Origin of the sequence: Paraburkholderia sp. WC7.3g, assembly GCF_050436345.1 — a bacterium.
In the GTDB taxonomy this organism is placed as follows: domain Bacteria; phylum Pseudomonadota; class Gammaproteobacteria; order Burkholderiales; family Burkholderiaceae; genus Paraburkholderia; species Paraburkholderia podalyriae.
The window spans coordinates 113,635-127,905 of sequence record NZ_JBNDMA010000001.1 but is presented as its reverse complement, the minus strand read 5'-3'; the positions used below and the strand labels follow the sequence as shown (position 1 = coordinate 127,905).

Genomic DNA, 14,271 nt, shown 5'->3' with positions numbered 1-14,271 from the left:
AAAAAAGACGAGCGTGTCTGTCTGGCGTTGGGTTCGCTGTTGTCTCGATCAGACTAACTATACGAGGTAACCGTGTGGATCTTCCGTGTCGATGAGCCGCGTCTTGGAGGCATCCGTATTCGCGAATGGCACCGCCGCGCGCGCCATACCGTCGGCCTGCTCGTACTGCTGCTGGGCGGCGCCGCCACCGGGCTGGTCTTGCTCGATCAGTCCAATGCCTCTTTTCCTGACAAAGTGTTCGCGGCCCTCTGGGATGGGGTCAATCTCGTCTCGACACTCGGTGACTTTACCGACTTTAATCAGTCGCAGAAGATCTTCATGCTGCTGGCCATGTTCGCGACGCTGCTGATCGGCGGATTCGCGGTGTCAAGGCTCACGGGCATGCTATCGGGCGACGATGTAATGGCTTATCGGGAGAACAGGGTCATGGAAGGCAAGCTCGCACATCTCGCCAATCATGTCGTAGTGGTTGGATTCCATTCGCTGGGTGAACTGGTCGCAAACCGTTTGCGCGAAGCCGGACAGACCGTGCTCATCCTCGTGGGCGATCGGGATCAGGCCGACCGGGCTGCGGATCGCGGCCATATGGTTGTGCTCGGTTCGCCGGGCGTGTTCGACGACGTGCTCAAGGGGGCGCGGCTGGATAGCGCCAAAGCGCTGGTCGTGACGACGCCGGACAGCAATAACAATCTGGCGATCACCTTGCTGGCGCATACGCTGAATGCCTCGCTTACGATTGTAGTGCCTGGCGAAAATCCCTTGAGAAAGGGGCTGTTCGAGAGCGCGGGGGCATCCGGCGTGGTTATCGTCGATGAGATCGTGGCGAATGCGCTGGTCGGCAAGCTCACAACCCGGATGGAGGAAGCGCCATGAAACCAGCGGATTCCACGCAGTCTCATCTGCATCGCATGCCCTTCCTGCAGGGGCTTCTGCCCGTCAATCCCGCACAACTGCCGCACGACATCATTGCCGGGATCACACTGGCGGCCTTGGGCATCCCGGAGGTGATGGGGTACACGAAGATTTCCGGCACGCCCACCGTCACTGGCCTCTACACGATCTTGCTTCCGCTGATCGCATTTGCGATCTTTGGTGCGTCGCGTCAACTGGTTGTCGCGGCAGACTCCGCGACAGCTGCCATCCTCGCGGGTACGCTGACGGCCATCGCAGCATTAGGCAGCAAGGAATATGTGGCCCTCACAAGCACAGTGGCCCTGACGGTTGCCGTGATGCTCGTGATTGCGCGCGTCTTTCGTCTGGGCTTTCTGGCCGACTTCCTTTCCCGCAGCGCACTGATCGGCTTCCTGACAGGCGTGGGGGTGCAGGTCGCGGCGGGCGAATTCGCCGGGCTGATCGGGCTCGCGAAGCAAGGGCATGGCCCGGTCATGCAGATGGTGACCGTGTTTCAGCGCGTCGCCGAGGCGAATTATCCGACCACAGTGCTTTCCTTTGTTGTTCTCGCGGTGATCGTCGGTTGCAAGCGTCTGGCGCCGCGCGCGCCGGGTGCGCTGATCGCCGTGATCGGCTCCATCGTGGCCAGCGCGGTGTTCAGTTTCGCCGGGCACGGCATTGCGGTTATCGGAGAAGTGCCAGGCGGACTTCCGTCGCTGTTCCTGCCGCCGCTGCATATAAGCGAGTTCAACCAGGTGCTGGCGACGGCCGCCTCGTGCTTCATCGTCATCATCGCGCAGAGTGCAGCGACCGCGCGCGCGTACGCCAACCGCTACAACGAGAAGGGCGACGACAATGCCGACATCATCGGCCTCGCGGCCGCGAACGCAGCGGCTGCATTTACGGGTACCTTCGTCGTGAACGGCAGTCCGACCAAGACCGAGATGGTCGACGATGCGGGTGGCCGCACCCAGGTCACCCATCTGACGACGGCCGTCATCGTGCTGCTGGTGCTGCTGTTCCTTACCAGGCCGCTCAGTTTTCTGCCTGCCGCCGTGCTGTCGGCCATCGTCTTCATGATCGGCGTGAAGCTGATCGACGTGAAAGGCATGGTCGAACTCTATCGCATGCAGAAGGACGAATTCGTCGTCGCGTTACTCACGGCCGGCGTGGTCGTGTTTGTCGATGTGATGCACGGGATTCTCGCTGCCGTCGTCCTATCGTTGATCGCGCATGCGCGGCATAGCTACCGGCTGCGAACGCGTGTGTTGACGCGCAGCCCCGCCGGCCGTTGGGTCACGCATCCTGTCGCGCCGAATGTGCTCGCCGCGCCCGGCATCGTCGTCTACCGGTTCGAAGCGGACCTGTTCTATGCGAACGCCGGCCGCTTCACTGAAGAAGTGCTGAAACTCGTCAACGAGGCGAGTCCGCCGTTGCGCTGGGTGGTGATCGACTCGTCGGAGATCAACAATATCGACTACACGGCGGGCAAGACGTTGATCCAGTTGGGTACGGAGCTCGACCGGCGTGGTGTGGGTGTCGCAGCTGTTGCGCTTCCGACGGGTGTGCGGCGGGAGATCGAGCGGTATAAGGCACTGCGTGCGCAAGGCGCCCATCGCGAGATCTTTGCGACGGTCGATGCCGCGATTGACGCTCTGAGCGATCTTTCGCCATCTGCACCCGGGCCTTCGCCAAACGCCAAACCGGAATGAAGCCACGCCGCTTTGACGATGAACTGAGAATGGGAGTGACACGTGCCCGAATCCGCTGCCGCGAAGCGCAAGGAACATGCTACGGAACCCGCCGATCCGATGACCTTGGCGGCGCAGGAAGACCCGTCCACGCTGTTTGCGGGGCGTGGCTCGTTGACGTCTCGCATCGAGCAGGGCAAGGCGGCACGCAGAAAGGTGCCGCGCGCGAAGCTGGCGGACTGCAAGATCGACAATCGCGATCCCATCGCATTGCTCGACGCGTCCAACGTGGGCCGGGTGACTGAGCTGATACCCATTCGCTACGGACGTATGGTCGCGAATCCATTCGCCTTCTATCGCGGCGCCGCGCCGCTGATGGCATACGACCTGTCGAAACTGCCGCATTCCAACCTGATCGTGCAACTGGGCGGCGATGCGCATCTGGCCAATTTCGGACTGTTTGCGAGCCCGGAGCGGCGCATTCTTTTCGGACCCAACGACTTCGACGAAACACTGCCCGGCCCATTTGACTGGGATATGCGCAGACTGGCCACATCGTTCGTGATTGCCGGGCGTGAACGCGGACTTGCGACGCGTGATCAGCGCGGCGTGGTGCGCCGGCTATGCGAGACGTTCCGGCAACGGATCGCCGAGTTCAGCCGGATGGACACGCTCGACGTCTGGTACTACCAGTTCAAGGCCGCGAGCATGTTGGCCATTGCCGATTCGACGGAGGAAAGAAGAAAAGAACTGGCCGTCATCGACAAGGCGCGGCAGCAGTCGTCGCGTTCCGTGACGACTCATGTAACCGAGCTTGTCAATGGCAAGCTGCGCATCAAGGACGTTCCGCCGCTCGTGTATCACGTCCCACTGGCGAGCCCACGCGATCATGCGCAGTACGATGCGCTGGTCCGGCATTTCTTCGCCGACTACCGTTTGACCCTCCCCGATGACAGGCGCGCATTGTTCGATCGCTATGAACTGGTGGATGTCGCCATTCGCGTGGTGGGTATTGGGTCGGTGGGGACGCGCTGCTACGAGGCGCTTTTCATGGCCGACGGACAGTGTCCACTGTTCCTTCAACTCAAGGAGGCGCGGGCTTCCGTACTGGAGGATTACCTGCCGCCGAGTCGTTATTCCAATCACGGTCAGCGTGTGGTGAACGGGCAGCGTCTGCTGCAATCGGCCAGCGACATTTTTCTCGGATGGTCGAAGCTGCACCACACGGGCAATGACTTCTACGTGCGGCAATTGCGCGACATGAAGGGCGCGTTCGACTTCACCAGTTTCGACGTTGAAGATCTCGGCGAATATGCGGTTTCCTGCGCTCACGTGCTCGCCCATTCGATGGCGAAAGCGGGGGACCCCGCGTTGCTCAGCGGATATGTTGGAAAGTCGAGTGCATTCGACGAGGCCATCGAGCGATTCGGGCTCGCTTATGCGGAACAGAATGAGGCAGACTGGACGGTTTTGAAAGCAGCAGTCAAGGCAGGACGCATCCAGGTCATTCGTGATTGAGTTTGGAGCACCCCATCGGTTTTTGCGCACTCGCAATTGCTGCTTCGCCTGGCATCAACGGCAAGAAAAGAAATACCGGCGGCGCAATTTGTGGCTTCTGATCCGAGCCCGGCGTCAGGTCAGCGCACGTTGCCGGCGCGAAGGTTACGACCGGCACATTGGCCGGCACGGTTACGGTGATGCTGCCGCCCTTGTACGAGAGCAGAAGGTCGCGACCGCTGGTGTTTTCGACGACGGCATCACTCCTTATCTCGCAGCCGAAGCAGCCCCATCAGAACCTCATCGCGATAAGTCGCGAGTTCCTGCTGCGAGCGCGACTGGGCCTCTTCATGTACGCCTTTAATGATGGTCGCACGCACGTCCGGAGTGAGTTCTGGCGTTCCGAGCACATGCCACCAGGCCGTCAGTGGACCGGTGAACTGATCGAAGAAATGCTCGATACCACCCTGACCGCCGCCGAGGTGATACAGAAGACTCGGCCCCACGATCCCCCAGCGCAAGCCCGGGCCCCACGAAACAGCGGCGTCGGCATCGCCAACGCGACTCTGTTTGTCACGCGCGGCGAGCGCGGTGCCGTGGATTATCTGCGCGACGGCGGACATATCAGGATCCAGCCACCCGCTCTCGACGAGAGAAAAAACCTTCTCGGGGTCGGTGACGCGATCAGCGTTGGTGTCATCGACGGCATTGTCCGGCACAACATGCAATATGCGGACGCGGCCACGCACGCGCATGTTCTGGTGGAAGAGATAGCAAGGTCCGACGCGTGCAACGCCTTCTCCCTGAATGCGCTCAACAGCATGGTCGGCGTGCTCTACGAAGATGCCCGTAATGACAAGCTCACCGGACTTATGCGACGCACCGCCTTCGAGTCCGAGTATGGACGTTTCCAGGACGGGTGGTTCAACACACTGCTGGGCCATCGACTGCGATCGGTTCAAGAGCGTGAACGACACGCTCGGACATCACACCGGGGACCTCGTCCTTGGAAGGCGTCGCTGACGCGATCAAGGGCAGTATCCGTGGATGGGACCTCGCGTGTCGGTGGGGTGGCGATGAGTTCGTCGTGCTTCTCCCCGGGACAAAGCCGGAAGACGGAACGCGTGTTGCGGAGCGGATACGCATGGCTGCTGAGGGAATGCAGCTGCACGGAGTAACGCTGTCAACTGGCGTCGCAACAAGCACCAAGGGCGAATCGTTGGCAGCGGTCATCGTTCGAGCCGACTCGGCGATGTATGGCGCAAAGCGGGCCGGCCGCAACGCGGTCGTGATCGCCTGAAGCGGGTGTCTTGCGGCTGAAGCGACCACGCAACACCCGCATCGGAGACCGGATGCATGCCGAACCTTCAAGCCAGCCGCCGCGCGCGAACGTGGCGGCTGGCGAGGGTCGCTACTTCTTGACGGCTGGCTCTACGGAAATGGCGAGCGCTTCGGTGTACACCGCCTGCACCTGATCACCCTTTTTGATGTTGGCGAACTGCGCAGGATCTTCGACCTTCAGGTCTACCGTGTTGCCCTTGGGGCCTTTCAACGTGACGGTCCTGCTATTGGGGTTGACCGCGACGACGTCGGCGACGATCGTTACTTGCCGACCCACGGTGCCGCCGGGCTTACCACCCTCGGGTGCGCGCTCCATGATCGGCTGCTCTTCGGTTGAGGCTGTTGCGCCGACGTTTTTCTGGAGGCTCAGGGTGAGCGATTGCCGGTAAACGGCCGTGACGACGTCGCCCACCTTGAGCTGGTCGAAGTTGCGCGCCTCTTCCCCAACCTGCACTTCGACGATCTTGCCGTTCTGGGGTTTCAGCAGCACGGTTCTCGTCGCGGGATCGATGTTCTGCACGGTGGCCGTCACCCGGGTGGTGCCCTTTATGGTGGCCTGGCCCGGCGCTTTCGTCACTTCCACGCTTTGTGGCTGTGCCCATGCGGCTGGCGGGATGGCCGCCAAGGCGGCAATGACCAGAAATTTCATGTTCTTCATAGAGCTCTCCTTTGCAACGATGAAGCTTTTCTGCAGCCGGTCTGGACGTACGCGGAACACGCTGTGTCGTGCACCGCTCCGAGAAACGCAGGAGCATCGACAGTTCCGGACCGACGGGATCCACGGCTCGCCCGCAAACTGATCTGATGCGCCTGAGATGGCGTCGGTATCGGGCTGGTGCCAGGCGCGCTCACTCGCTGTCTGATGCTGTATTCCTCCCTGTGAAGACCCGCGGGCGGGACCATAAACGCAAATGGGGCCGAACCGCACCGGGTCGCCTCCGGCCAGCGTTGCGTAGGCAAGCAACACCGGAATGCCGTCGGCCGCCACGGTCACGCCGGCAATGGCGTCGCGCGCCATCCAGTGCGGCCGGTAGGCAGGCAGCCACTGGGCGAGGGAAAACACCGCGCGCGATCCGGCGACAGGCGCCTGGTTCCTGCTTTCGTTTCTGTTTTCGGGGCGTGGTGCGTCGGTCATTGTGGGTCTCGTTTCGTGGAGCCCGTTCAAGGTGGTCTCGGGGGCAGACATGACAGTACGGACGCGTCGACACTGACGATTGTGTATCGCTCATCCAGCGTAGCCCGTGCGAGGGACGGCGGACATCGGACTTTGGTCCTGGTCCATACAGCATCGACCTCCGTGGATGCCTAAACCGCAGCCGTCAGGGTTCGCTAACGTGTTGCAATGCGTTTGTGAATTGAAACCCGCCTGATACCCTGGGTATTGATCAACCTAGACTCGCCTGGAGAGGAGAAGCTAATGAGCAATCGAGAAGATAACTCGTGGTTGTACCAAGCCGGCCAGCAAAACGAGCGCGATCAGCGGGACCTCTCTGCGACGATGGATGATGAACCCGTCCTGGACTCGGGCCTTCAGGGTGCGGTTCTCGCATTCTTTTTCGTCGGGGGGTGGTATCAGTGCAATAAGTGACGGTACGCAAAGCCAGTAACGACGGGGGGGGCAGGGGTCACGTAGTAAGCCATTGATTTTGTTGACGTTGCTGTTCGCTTTTTTGCGGCGTATCGTGAACGTCCCACCGACGGAGGCGCGCGATGCAGGGCTGGCAGACGACGTACCTGGGCATGCGGGAGCTGCCGCGCGAGCTCAGCACCTTCGAGTTGCAGGCCTTCTTTACCTTCAGCCCGGCCGAGCGCGAACTGATCGCGGCGCGGCGCGGCAACCGACTGAAGCTTGGCCTGGCGCTGCACATCGGCTTCCTGCGCATGAGCGGGCGTCTGCTCGACGCTTTTCTCGTCATCCCATCGGTGCTATGGCGCCACCTCAGCGGCGAGCTCGGCATCGACGCCCCGGAACTCGCAACGTTGCGCGCGATGTATGGCCGCGGCCGCACCCTGTTCGACCACTAGCAAGTTGCCTGCGAGTCCCTTGGATTCGGATGGGTGAGCGAGCATCGGCGCCGCGCCCTGGTGCGAGAACTGCGGGACGAGGTAGGCCGATGCGCTGACCGTGAACAGTTGCTCGTTCGTGCCCGACAATGGTTGTACGACCACCGGCTGCTGATCGTCCACGACCGGGCCATCCGCACTCTGATCGCCGCCGCGCTTGCGCAACTCGAGGCCGAGACCGGCGCAACGATTCGCGCGGTGGTTAAGCCGGGGACGCTTGATCGCTGGCGCCGCGCGATTGCTGAGCCTCGTGCTGATGGCCAGACGCAGCAGAGTTGGCTGTGGGCGACACCCGCCAGGCACTCAACACGGCAGATCAGCGAGGTGTTCGAACGCATCGAATTGCTCTACGGCCTGGAGGTTCATTAGCACCTGGGAGATCTTCCCGACCTCGTCCTGCGCCGCTACGCCCGACGGCTGGCCTCCAGACCACCGTCGGCAGGGGCCAGGATCAAAGAACCGGCACGTACGGTGGAGGTTGCCTGCTTCCTGCGCTACTGCCTGCTAACCGCTGCCGACCAGTTGATTCTGATGCTGCAGCGACGCGTGGCAGATCTCTGGCGACACGCAGTCAATGGCGTCAGCACCATCGTTAACTGGGCCGATCTGTACCAGACGCTGACCGGCGAGTTGGCGGGTCTGAGTGCCGAAGGGGCCGTGTCGGACGCCGAACTGCGCGCCAGACTCGACGCCCTGGTTGCCGCCAATCGGCAGCGTCGCCCACCCAGCCGCGCCGTAGTAAGAGCCGCAACGAACGACCCGCGTCCGTGCGCAGTTTCGACAATCCCGCGTGTCCGCAGCACCTTCAGCCCTTCTCGCAGCGCGGACCGCGATACGCCCAGTTTGACGATCAGGCGTCGCTCGGAAGGCAACGCCTGACCCGGTTTCAATACACCGTCGACAATCAGGCTCTCTATGCGTTCAGCGACCGCATCCGCGATCTGCAACGCGTACTTCGGGTTGTCTTCCTGCATGGCATGTCTCACTGGTCCGATCACTTCTCAGAAACTTTCGCTTACGACGATCCTGGCATTATTGCCGCAAGGCTCGCGTCGAAAGGAGGAATCAAAGATCTGGAAAAGCGGACGCAGATACCTGTCGGTGGATCGAATCCGGACTTTCTCTTGACGAGAATGGTCGCTCGTCAAAGGCCATCAAGCTGCATACCCGAATAACCGCAAAGGCCAAGAAGCAACGTTCGCAATCGTGAACCCGATGGCCGCTTCCTGGGTGTAACCGACGTTCCAAAGTCCGGGCACCGATGTGGGCGAATGACCCTTGATGGCCCGGCTTCTCCTGATGGCGATCGGCGGCACGCGTCCAAGAGCGGCCGTTTCGGCTTGCTCAAACCGAGCCGCTCAAGCCGATCAATGGTCGGTTCCGTGCATGTCAATGTATTCGCAGGCCAAACTCAACGCTGTGGCAAGACGATTGAACGAGCGTCCAAGAAAGACGCTGGACTACGAGACGCCCGCCGAACGATTTCAGCAAACTATTGCATTCACCGGTTGAATCCGCCTTCGAAAGCTGCCGCTGACGTCGCGATGGGTCGAGGGCTGAAGTGGGTCACGTGCCGTCCCTCGACGTCAGGCAGCAGCCGGCCAGGTCCGGTCAGTCCGACTTCATGCGCGAATGACGGGTGCTTAGACCGAACCGGCCGGTCGTGTGCACTGCTGCAGCGCAGCTTAAAGATCCTGGCCAGTAATCTCGATGCGCTCTCCACTCGATGGAGGTATTTTGCGTTCCGCAACTCCCACTAACTTTTGCTTTCCCAACTGAAACGCGAGCAGCAACTGCTTCTGGCTGTCGTCTGCCGCTCCGAGGTATTCGCAAACAACCTCCGGTCTGAGTTCGAAGGCGCAGTATCCCCACCCGAAGCCATACGCGGAGAACCACAGCGCTGACCGGCTGTCGACGATTGGGGTTGTCAGTTTGATGTATGACGAATCCATGGCGTTCGCCCTTCAGACTGGTGGTTGCCGAACTGGATTGTCCCACAACGCGTCCTCGTGGCCGAGCGCTAGGCGACATCACGCCGCACTGATGACAGGCGGCTTCGGCTGGTTGTCGAAGGCTGCCCGATCGCGATCAACGGCGGACCACACGGCCTGATCTATGTCGGTGACTGCACTTGCTTAGCAGGGAGCGTAACGTCGTCCGTGGGCTCAAATAGCATGGTCGCGTTTGGCTGTTGCTGCCGAAGGAACCATTGAGGTGCCGGGAACGTCGTCGTCCTATTGGCCCACACCCTGATGTGCTGCCGCTATGGCAGTATCACGCTCTTTTTTGGCTGCTGCCTTTTTCTCATCGAAAACTTTTTGTGCAGCGGCTACGTGCTTGTTATAGACACGATTGGCTGCGGCCACCTGTTGGTGCATCCTCACGATTTCGTCGGGATGCTCTGCAGCCGCCGGCGCACTGGTTGCGGAATTGTCTTGAGCCCAAACGGACGGGTTCGAAAGCACTGCAACGAAAATGGCCGAAGTGGTAACCACAAGAAATTTCATGATGAACTCCCGGAGGTATTGCGGATATGTCGCCGTCCAATCGTCGACGGATTTTTCAGCCTACTCGGCCAGGCGGGTGAGACCAATGGGACCAAAGTCCGATAGCGGCCCCGGAACTCCGTATTCCCACCGCGCTGGACCCCGGCCCCATTTGAAACCATATGCGCAGTGAGCGGCCGACAACGCTCACGTCAAAGGCGAGTGCGCAGCCCCTCTCGCGGCATGGTCCTTGCGCGGCTGTGCAAACGCCTGGTCGGAAGATTGAGGCGGGACTTGTCAGCCGGCGGACTGGCAGCAGCCTAACCTGCCATTAGCGACAGTTCAGAAGCCACAGACGCGGAATATCGGTGGCGGTGAAAGATGACGCAAAGGAGAAAAATCGGTGCCGGCAAGAACGATTAGCAAGGGCAAACACACCTACCGTATTGAACCGATCCGACTGGCTGAAGGCGGGTACACATTTGAGATTGTCCATATTGACCATACTGGAGACGCGATCAAAGAAGTGCGGCACGAACCGGGAATCACTTACGCGACAGAAGGGGCCGCCATGGACAATGGACTTCATGTGGCGGCAGAAATGGCTGAACAGCAGGACGACTGAACTCCGGAAGTTGTCGAGCTTGGCGCCGGGACACCCGCCCGCCGCCCCACGGATGGAATTCAGGAATGCTTCCCCTCACCCTTGAAGTGACCGGGCCGTGCCGCTCGTTGAATACGATGTTCGGCTCGCCCGTATGCGTGGCCCCTCCACATCCGGTAACGGACGACCAGCGTGCGAGCTGCTATGGCCGACTGGGGTCGGCTACGGAAGTTCGACGCGGCGGTGCGGCCGACGATCACCGGAGGCCGCTCGATTTCCGGGATCGGCCAAGAGTTGCCGTTCGCGCAACACACAAAGTCGTCATTCCAACGGCCAGTTCACCTCGGAACCGGCCGGATGCCCGATGGAAGCAACTCTGCCTTATGGAAAGCTTCGCATAAGGCCGAACTCCGGTCTTCCCGTGCGAGTCGACCAACGGCCGTTGTAGCTTGCAAACCGCCGTAAAGGTCGTGCTCGGCGTCGGCACCGGCCCGTTGCCGGGCGGCGCGCGGCGTTCCGAAAATCGCGAGTCCCATGCACGGGCGCTTACCGAAGAGCGATCGTCCGTAGACGGTGCTCCCACGCTAGCACGCCACGGTTACAGTGACGTCGCACTGTAACCGAGTATGGACTGACGGCAGGTGGAAGCGCCGCAGTGACATGCATACCGGGGACCGGGATGTCCTCGCTGATCTCGGCTTCAACTTCGAGGCCGTAGTCGATGAAGAGCTCCTCGCCGGGCTTGATGTCAGTGAGTGCGCGGATGAATACCCGATTGCCTGCCTCGATTGTCTCGCAGTTGGGAATACAGGCATGATCCAGCGGGCGCTGTTGCCGCCGCGGCTGCCGTCGATCACGCTGCGTCGGAACGACTGAACGCGAACGTATGACCGGCCCCGGACCGCTGACGGGCAGCGGCGCGCCGCCAGCTGGTCACTTCACCGTTGTACTCGATGAGCTCCTCCGGAATCATGTCGGCGGTGCGACGGAAAGATTCGCTGCAATCCATTCCGCCGCGCCGTTCAACAGAGCGGTCTCAGTTCATCAGGGGAGCCAGTGCCGATAGGACGCGGTCTTTCTGCGCCTCGTTGATCTTGCCGAACAAGTCGCGTTGAAAGCGCGGCTCCTTGACGCCGGAAACGATGTATTGCCAGCGATAGGCATCGAGCAAGGTCTTGCGAATGGCAGCAGTGTCGTTGGCGGCATACTTGCGACTGCTGATTTTGAGGAAATAGTCTGCATTGCCTCTGCCTGCATTTGGAGAACCCCATCCACCGCTCCGACTAAAGCGATCAGGTCGTCGACTGCGGCATCGCGTTCAACATCGGTCAAAGTGTACCGGCGCTTCCGCTGGCACCATCAAGGAGCGCAGCGGGGGATAACCCGGTGCATTTTGATGTCGTTTTAAATACGCTGGAGCCGCAGAAGATCGCCGCTCAGCTTTTGTCGGCGCTTCCTACCGGCAAGCCGGGCGGGGACGTCCCCGGTTTTTTGACGCGCTAATCCTAGGTTTCGATGAGGGAGTCTACTATCCTCTAATAGCAACGAATCCAGCAGTCCAGACGCGTATGGGTTTCCGGACTATTTGCGATATTGAGCGCTGATTGTTTCACGAAACATTGGGCAGCCAGTCCCAGGTGGAACAAGTCACCACGCGTCAAGCCCGCAATACCGATATCAACTTCACGAATAGCGATTACCGCCGCCAACTGGCGACGAGCGTGCAATCAAGTCAAATTAAGCCAATTAAGCTGAGTAAGTAGTCAAGCGTTTCAGCAAGCAATTAAGCATCTGCATACGCAATTCACCCGCTGAGCAAGCGAGCTGGTGAAGAGCGGGTTGGCGTTCGCGCAAGCTTTTTCTTCACCTGGCACGATGGAGGGTAAATGCGCCCGCTACGTTCGCAATTCCCGGCAAAAGCGACGCACTGAAATGACGATATCGACCTAATCGGCGGCGCGGCTCGCCGTTATGTCTGGAACAAGGAGGCCGTATGTCCTGGATTGCTCAAACCCTTCGGCAATATCCGGAAATTGCTGTTTTTCTCTCGCTTGGTATTGGTTACTGGGTCGGCGGCAAAAGCTACAAAGGGTTCGGCCTCGGCGCCGTGACCGCTACGTTGCTGGCCGCCATCGCAATTGGCCAGTTCGGCATCACCATCTCGGCCAACGTCAAATCGGTCTTCTTCCTGATGTTCCTGTTCGCCGTTGGTTACGGGGTAGGGCCACAGTTTGTTCGAGGCATCGCCAAAGACGGTTTACCGCAGGCACTCTTCTCGGTCATTCAGTGCGTTCTTTGCCTCGTCGTCCCCGTTGCAGCAGCCAAAATCGCCGGCTACGACCTCGGGTCCGCAGCGGGACTATTCGCCGGTTCGCAGACCATCTCGGCGTCGATGGGACTCGCCACTGATGCGATCAATCGTCTCGGTCTTCCGCCCGATGAGACGAAAACTCTGCTGAACGCCATGCCCACGGCGTACGCCGTCACCTACATCTTCGGCACGATCGGCTCGGCAGTCATTCTGGGGATATTGGGTCCGATTCTTCTGCGCATCGATCTTGTCGCCGCCTGCAAAGAGTACGAGGCCCGATTGAGCGGCGGAAAAGAACTCGGAGGTGCGGGACAGGCATGGCACAAGTTCGAGCTTCGCGCCTATCGGATCGCGCCGGGAGCACCCATCGTCGGCATGACGGTCGCTGCCGCGGAAGCCAACGCTCCGGACGGTGCGCGGCTTTTTATTCAGCGAATCCGCCGGGGCGGCGCGATTCTCGAGGCGACGCTCGACATGGAGCTGAAGGCAGACGATATCGCGGCGGTGGGTGGCCGGCGTGAACTGCTCGTTTCACTGATCGCCGAACGCGCCGCCGAAGTGGACGACCCGGAATTGCTCGCGGTTCCGGTCGAAGGGGTCGACGTGTACATCACGTCCAAAGAGGTCGAAGGAAAGACGTTGCAAGAGCTTGCTCATTTGCCGGGCGCTCGCGGCGTCTACCTGCGCAAAATCAGGCGAGGCCCGACGGAGACGCAAATTCCTATTCTGCCGAACACGACACTGCATCGCGGCGACACGATAACGATCGTTGGCCGTACGCAGGATACGACGGCGGCAGCGAAAACCTTAGGCGTTCTCGACCGCCCGACGAGCGTGGCTGACATCGCCTTCGTGAGCCTTGCCATTACGCTGGGCGCGCTGATTGGATCAATCGTGATTCGGGCCGGAACCATACCTTTGACGCTCTCGACATCGGGCGGCGCGCTTATTGCGGGCATTGGGTTCGGCTGGTATCGAGCCATTCACGACGTTCGGCCGGATTCCCGAGCCAACGGTCTGGTTCATGAATTCCGTCGGGCTCAACGTGTTCATTGGGGTCATCGGTATCACGGCCGGCCCCGGGTTTGTCAGAGGCTTGCAACAGCTTGGCGTGAGTCTTTTTCTATGGGGCATCTTGAGCACAACCGTTCCGTTGATTCTTGGCATGGACATCGCGAAGTACCTGTTCAAATTCGACCCGGCCATTCTGCTCGGCATCTGCGCCGGCGCGCGAACGACCACCGCGGCGCTCGGGATGATTTGCGACGCCGCGAAGAGCCAAGTTCCAGGTCTCGGGTACACCGCAACCTATGCAGTAGGCAACACACTTTTGACGATATGGGGCATGGTCGTTGTGATGATTCTTTCCTAGCCGCCGCTCGTCGT

The 14,271-nt window shown here is 60.6% G+C and carries 12 protein-coding genes and 5 pseudogenes; 10 read left to right on the top strand and 7 right to left on the bottom strand.

Going from position 1 to position 14,271, the window contains the following annotated elements:
• Nucleotides 1–72 precede the first annotated feature (72 nt).
• The 3 genes from OKW43_RS00665 to OKW43_RS00655 are packed head-to-tail and all read left to right on the top strand — an operon-like array spanning nucleotide 73 to nucleotide 4,100.
• Nucleotides 73–873 (top strand): NAD(P)-binding protein, encoded by an 801-nt coding sequence (locus tag OKW43_RS00665; RefSeq protein ID WP_187639378.1) that lies wholly within the window; start codon nucleotides 73–75, stop codon nucleotides 871–873.
• Nucleotides 870–2,603: a SulP family inorganic anion transporter gene (locus OKW43_RS00660; RefSeq protein WP_429444563.1), complete on the top strand. Its 1,734-nt coding sequence runs from the start codon at nucleotides 870–872 to the stop codon at nucleotides 2,601–2,603. The genes OKW43_RS00665 and OKW43_RS00660 overlap by 4 nt, the downstream gene beginning before the upstream one ends.
• Nucleotides 2,604–2,645: 42 nt before the next feature.
• A complete protein-coding gene (locus tag OKW43_RS00655) occupies nucleotides 2,646–4,100 on the top strand; it encodes a DUF2252 domain-containing protein (RefSeq protein ID WP_429444561.1) in 1,455 nt (484 codons plus the stop codon).
• 239 nt (nucleotides 4,101–4,339) lie between these two features.
• On the opposite strand, the gene OKW43_RS00650 is transcribed toward OKW43_RS00655, so the two are convergent.
• Nucleotides 4,340–4,834, bottom strand: coding sequence for a hypothetical protein (locus OKW43_RS00650; RefSeq protein ID WP_429444559.1), 495 nt, complete (start codon nucleotides 4,832–4,834; stop codon nucleotides 4,340–4,342).
• Nucleotides 4,835–4,886: 52 nt separating this feature from the next.
• On the opposite strand from OKW43_RS00650, the gene OKW43_RS00645 reads away from it, so the two are divergent.
• Both OKW43_RS00645 and OKW43_RS00640 read left to right on the top strand, forming a co-directional pair.
• Complete coding sequence (locus OKW43_RS00645; RefSeq protein ID WP_429444557.1) at nucleotides 4,887–5,102, top strand: diguanylate cyclase domain-containing protein; 216 nt, start codon at nucleotides 4,887–4,889, stop codon at nucleotides 5,100–5,102.
• The gene (locus tag OKW43_RS00640) at nucleotides 5,086–5,379 is read left to right on the top strand and encodes a diguanylate cyclase (protein WP_429444555.1); all 294 of its coding nucleotides are present in this window, start codon (nucleotides 5,086–5,088) and stop codon (nucleotides 5,377–5,379) included. The genes OKW43_RS00645 and OKW43_RS00640 overlap by 17 nt, the downstream gene beginning before the upstream one ends.
• Nucleotides 5,380–5,490: 111 nt before the next feature.
• Here OKW43_RS00640 and OKW43_RS00635 read toward each other — a convergent pair whose 3' ends face one another.
• A complete protein-coding gene (locus OKW43_RS00635; RefSeq protein ID WP_429447281.1) occupies nucleotides 5,491–6,078 on the bottom strand; it encodes a hypothetical protein in 588 nt (195 codons plus the stop codon).
• Between the two features lie 759 nt (nucleotides 6,079–6,837).
• On the opposite strand from OKW43_RS00635, the gene OKW43_RS00630 reads away from it, so the two are divergent.
• Both OKW43_RS00630 and OKW43_RS00625 read left to right on the top strand, forming a co-directional pair.
• Nucleotides 6,838–7,008 (top strand): hypothetical protein, encoded by a 171-nt coding sequence (locus OKW43_RS00630; protein WP_429444553.1) that lies wholly within the window; start codon nucleotides 6,838–6,840, stop codon nucleotides 7,006–7,008.
• 122 nt (nucleotides 7,009–7,130) lie between these two features.
• Nucleotides 7,131–8,219, top strand: a pseudogene (locus OKW43_RS00625) (DUF4158 domain-containing protein); the annotation flags it as partial.
• A 2-nt stretch (nucleotides 8,220–8,221) separates the two neighbouring features.
• On the opposite strand, the pseudogene OKW43_RS00620 reads toward OKW43_RS00625, so the two are convergent.
• Nucleotides 8,222–8,458: pseudogene (locus OKW43_RS00620) on the bottom strand (GntR family transcriptional regulator); the annotation flags it as partial.
• 412 nt (nucleotides 8,459–8,870) lie between these two features.
• Here OKW43_RS00620 and OKW43_RS00615 point away from each other — a divergent pair.
• A pseudogene (locus OKW43_RS00615) lies at nucleotides 8,871–8,996 on the top strand (IS30 family transposase); the annotation flags it as partial.
• Nucleotides 8,997–9,169: 173 nt separating this feature from the next.
• On the opposite strand, the gene OKW43_RS00610 reads toward OKW43_RS00615, so the two are convergent.
• Together OKW43_RS00610 and OKW43_RS00605 are read right to left on the bottom strand one after the other, a co-directional pair.
• Nucleotides 9,170–9,436 carry a hypothetical protein gene (locus OKW43_RS00610; RefSeq protein WP_429292881.1) on the bottom strand — a complete coding sequence of 89 codons (267 nt, stop codon included), beginning with the start codon at nucleotides 9,434–9,436 and terminating at the stop codon, nucleotides 9,170–9,172.
• Nucleotides 9,437–9,718: 282 nt separating this feature from the next.
• A complete protein-coding gene (locus tag OKW43_RS00605) occupies nucleotides 9,719–9,991 on the bottom strand; it encodes a hypothetical protein (RefSeq protein ID WP_429444551.1) in 273 nt (90 codons plus the stop codon).
• A gap of 382 nt (nucleotides 9,992–10,373) precedes the next feature.
• On the opposite strand from OKW43_RS00605, the gene OKW43_RS00600 reads away from it, so the two are divergent.
• Nucleotides 10,374–10,595, top strand: coding sequence for a hypothetical protein (locus tag OKW43_RS00600; protein WP_429444549.1), 222 nt, complete (start codon nucleotides 10,374–10,376; stop codon nucleotides 10,593–10,595).
• A 577-nt stretch (nucleotides 10,596–11,172) separates the two neighbouring features.
• On the opposite strand, the pseudogene OKW43_RS00595 reads toward OKW43_RS00600, so the two are convergent.
• Together OKW43_RS00595 and OKW43_RS00590 are read right to left on the bottom strand one after the other, a co-directional pair.
• Nucleotides 11,173–11,583: pseudogene (locus OKW43_RS00595) on the bottom strand (SET domain-containing protein).
• 27 nt (nucleotides 11,584–11,610) lie between these two features.
• A complete protein-coding gene (locus tag OKW43_RS00590; protein ID WP_429444547.1) occupies nucleotides 11,611–11,745 on the bottom strand; it encodes a hypothetical protein in 135 nt (44 codons plus the stop codon).
• 885 nt (nucleotides 11,746–12,630) lie between these two features.
• On the opposite strand from OKW43_RS00590, the pseudogene aspT reads away from it, so the two are divergent.
• A pseudogene (gene aspT / locus OKW43_RS00585) lies at nucleotides 12,631–14,257 on the top strand (aspartate-alanine antiporter).
• Nucleotides 14,258–14,271: the final 14 nt, after the last annotated feature.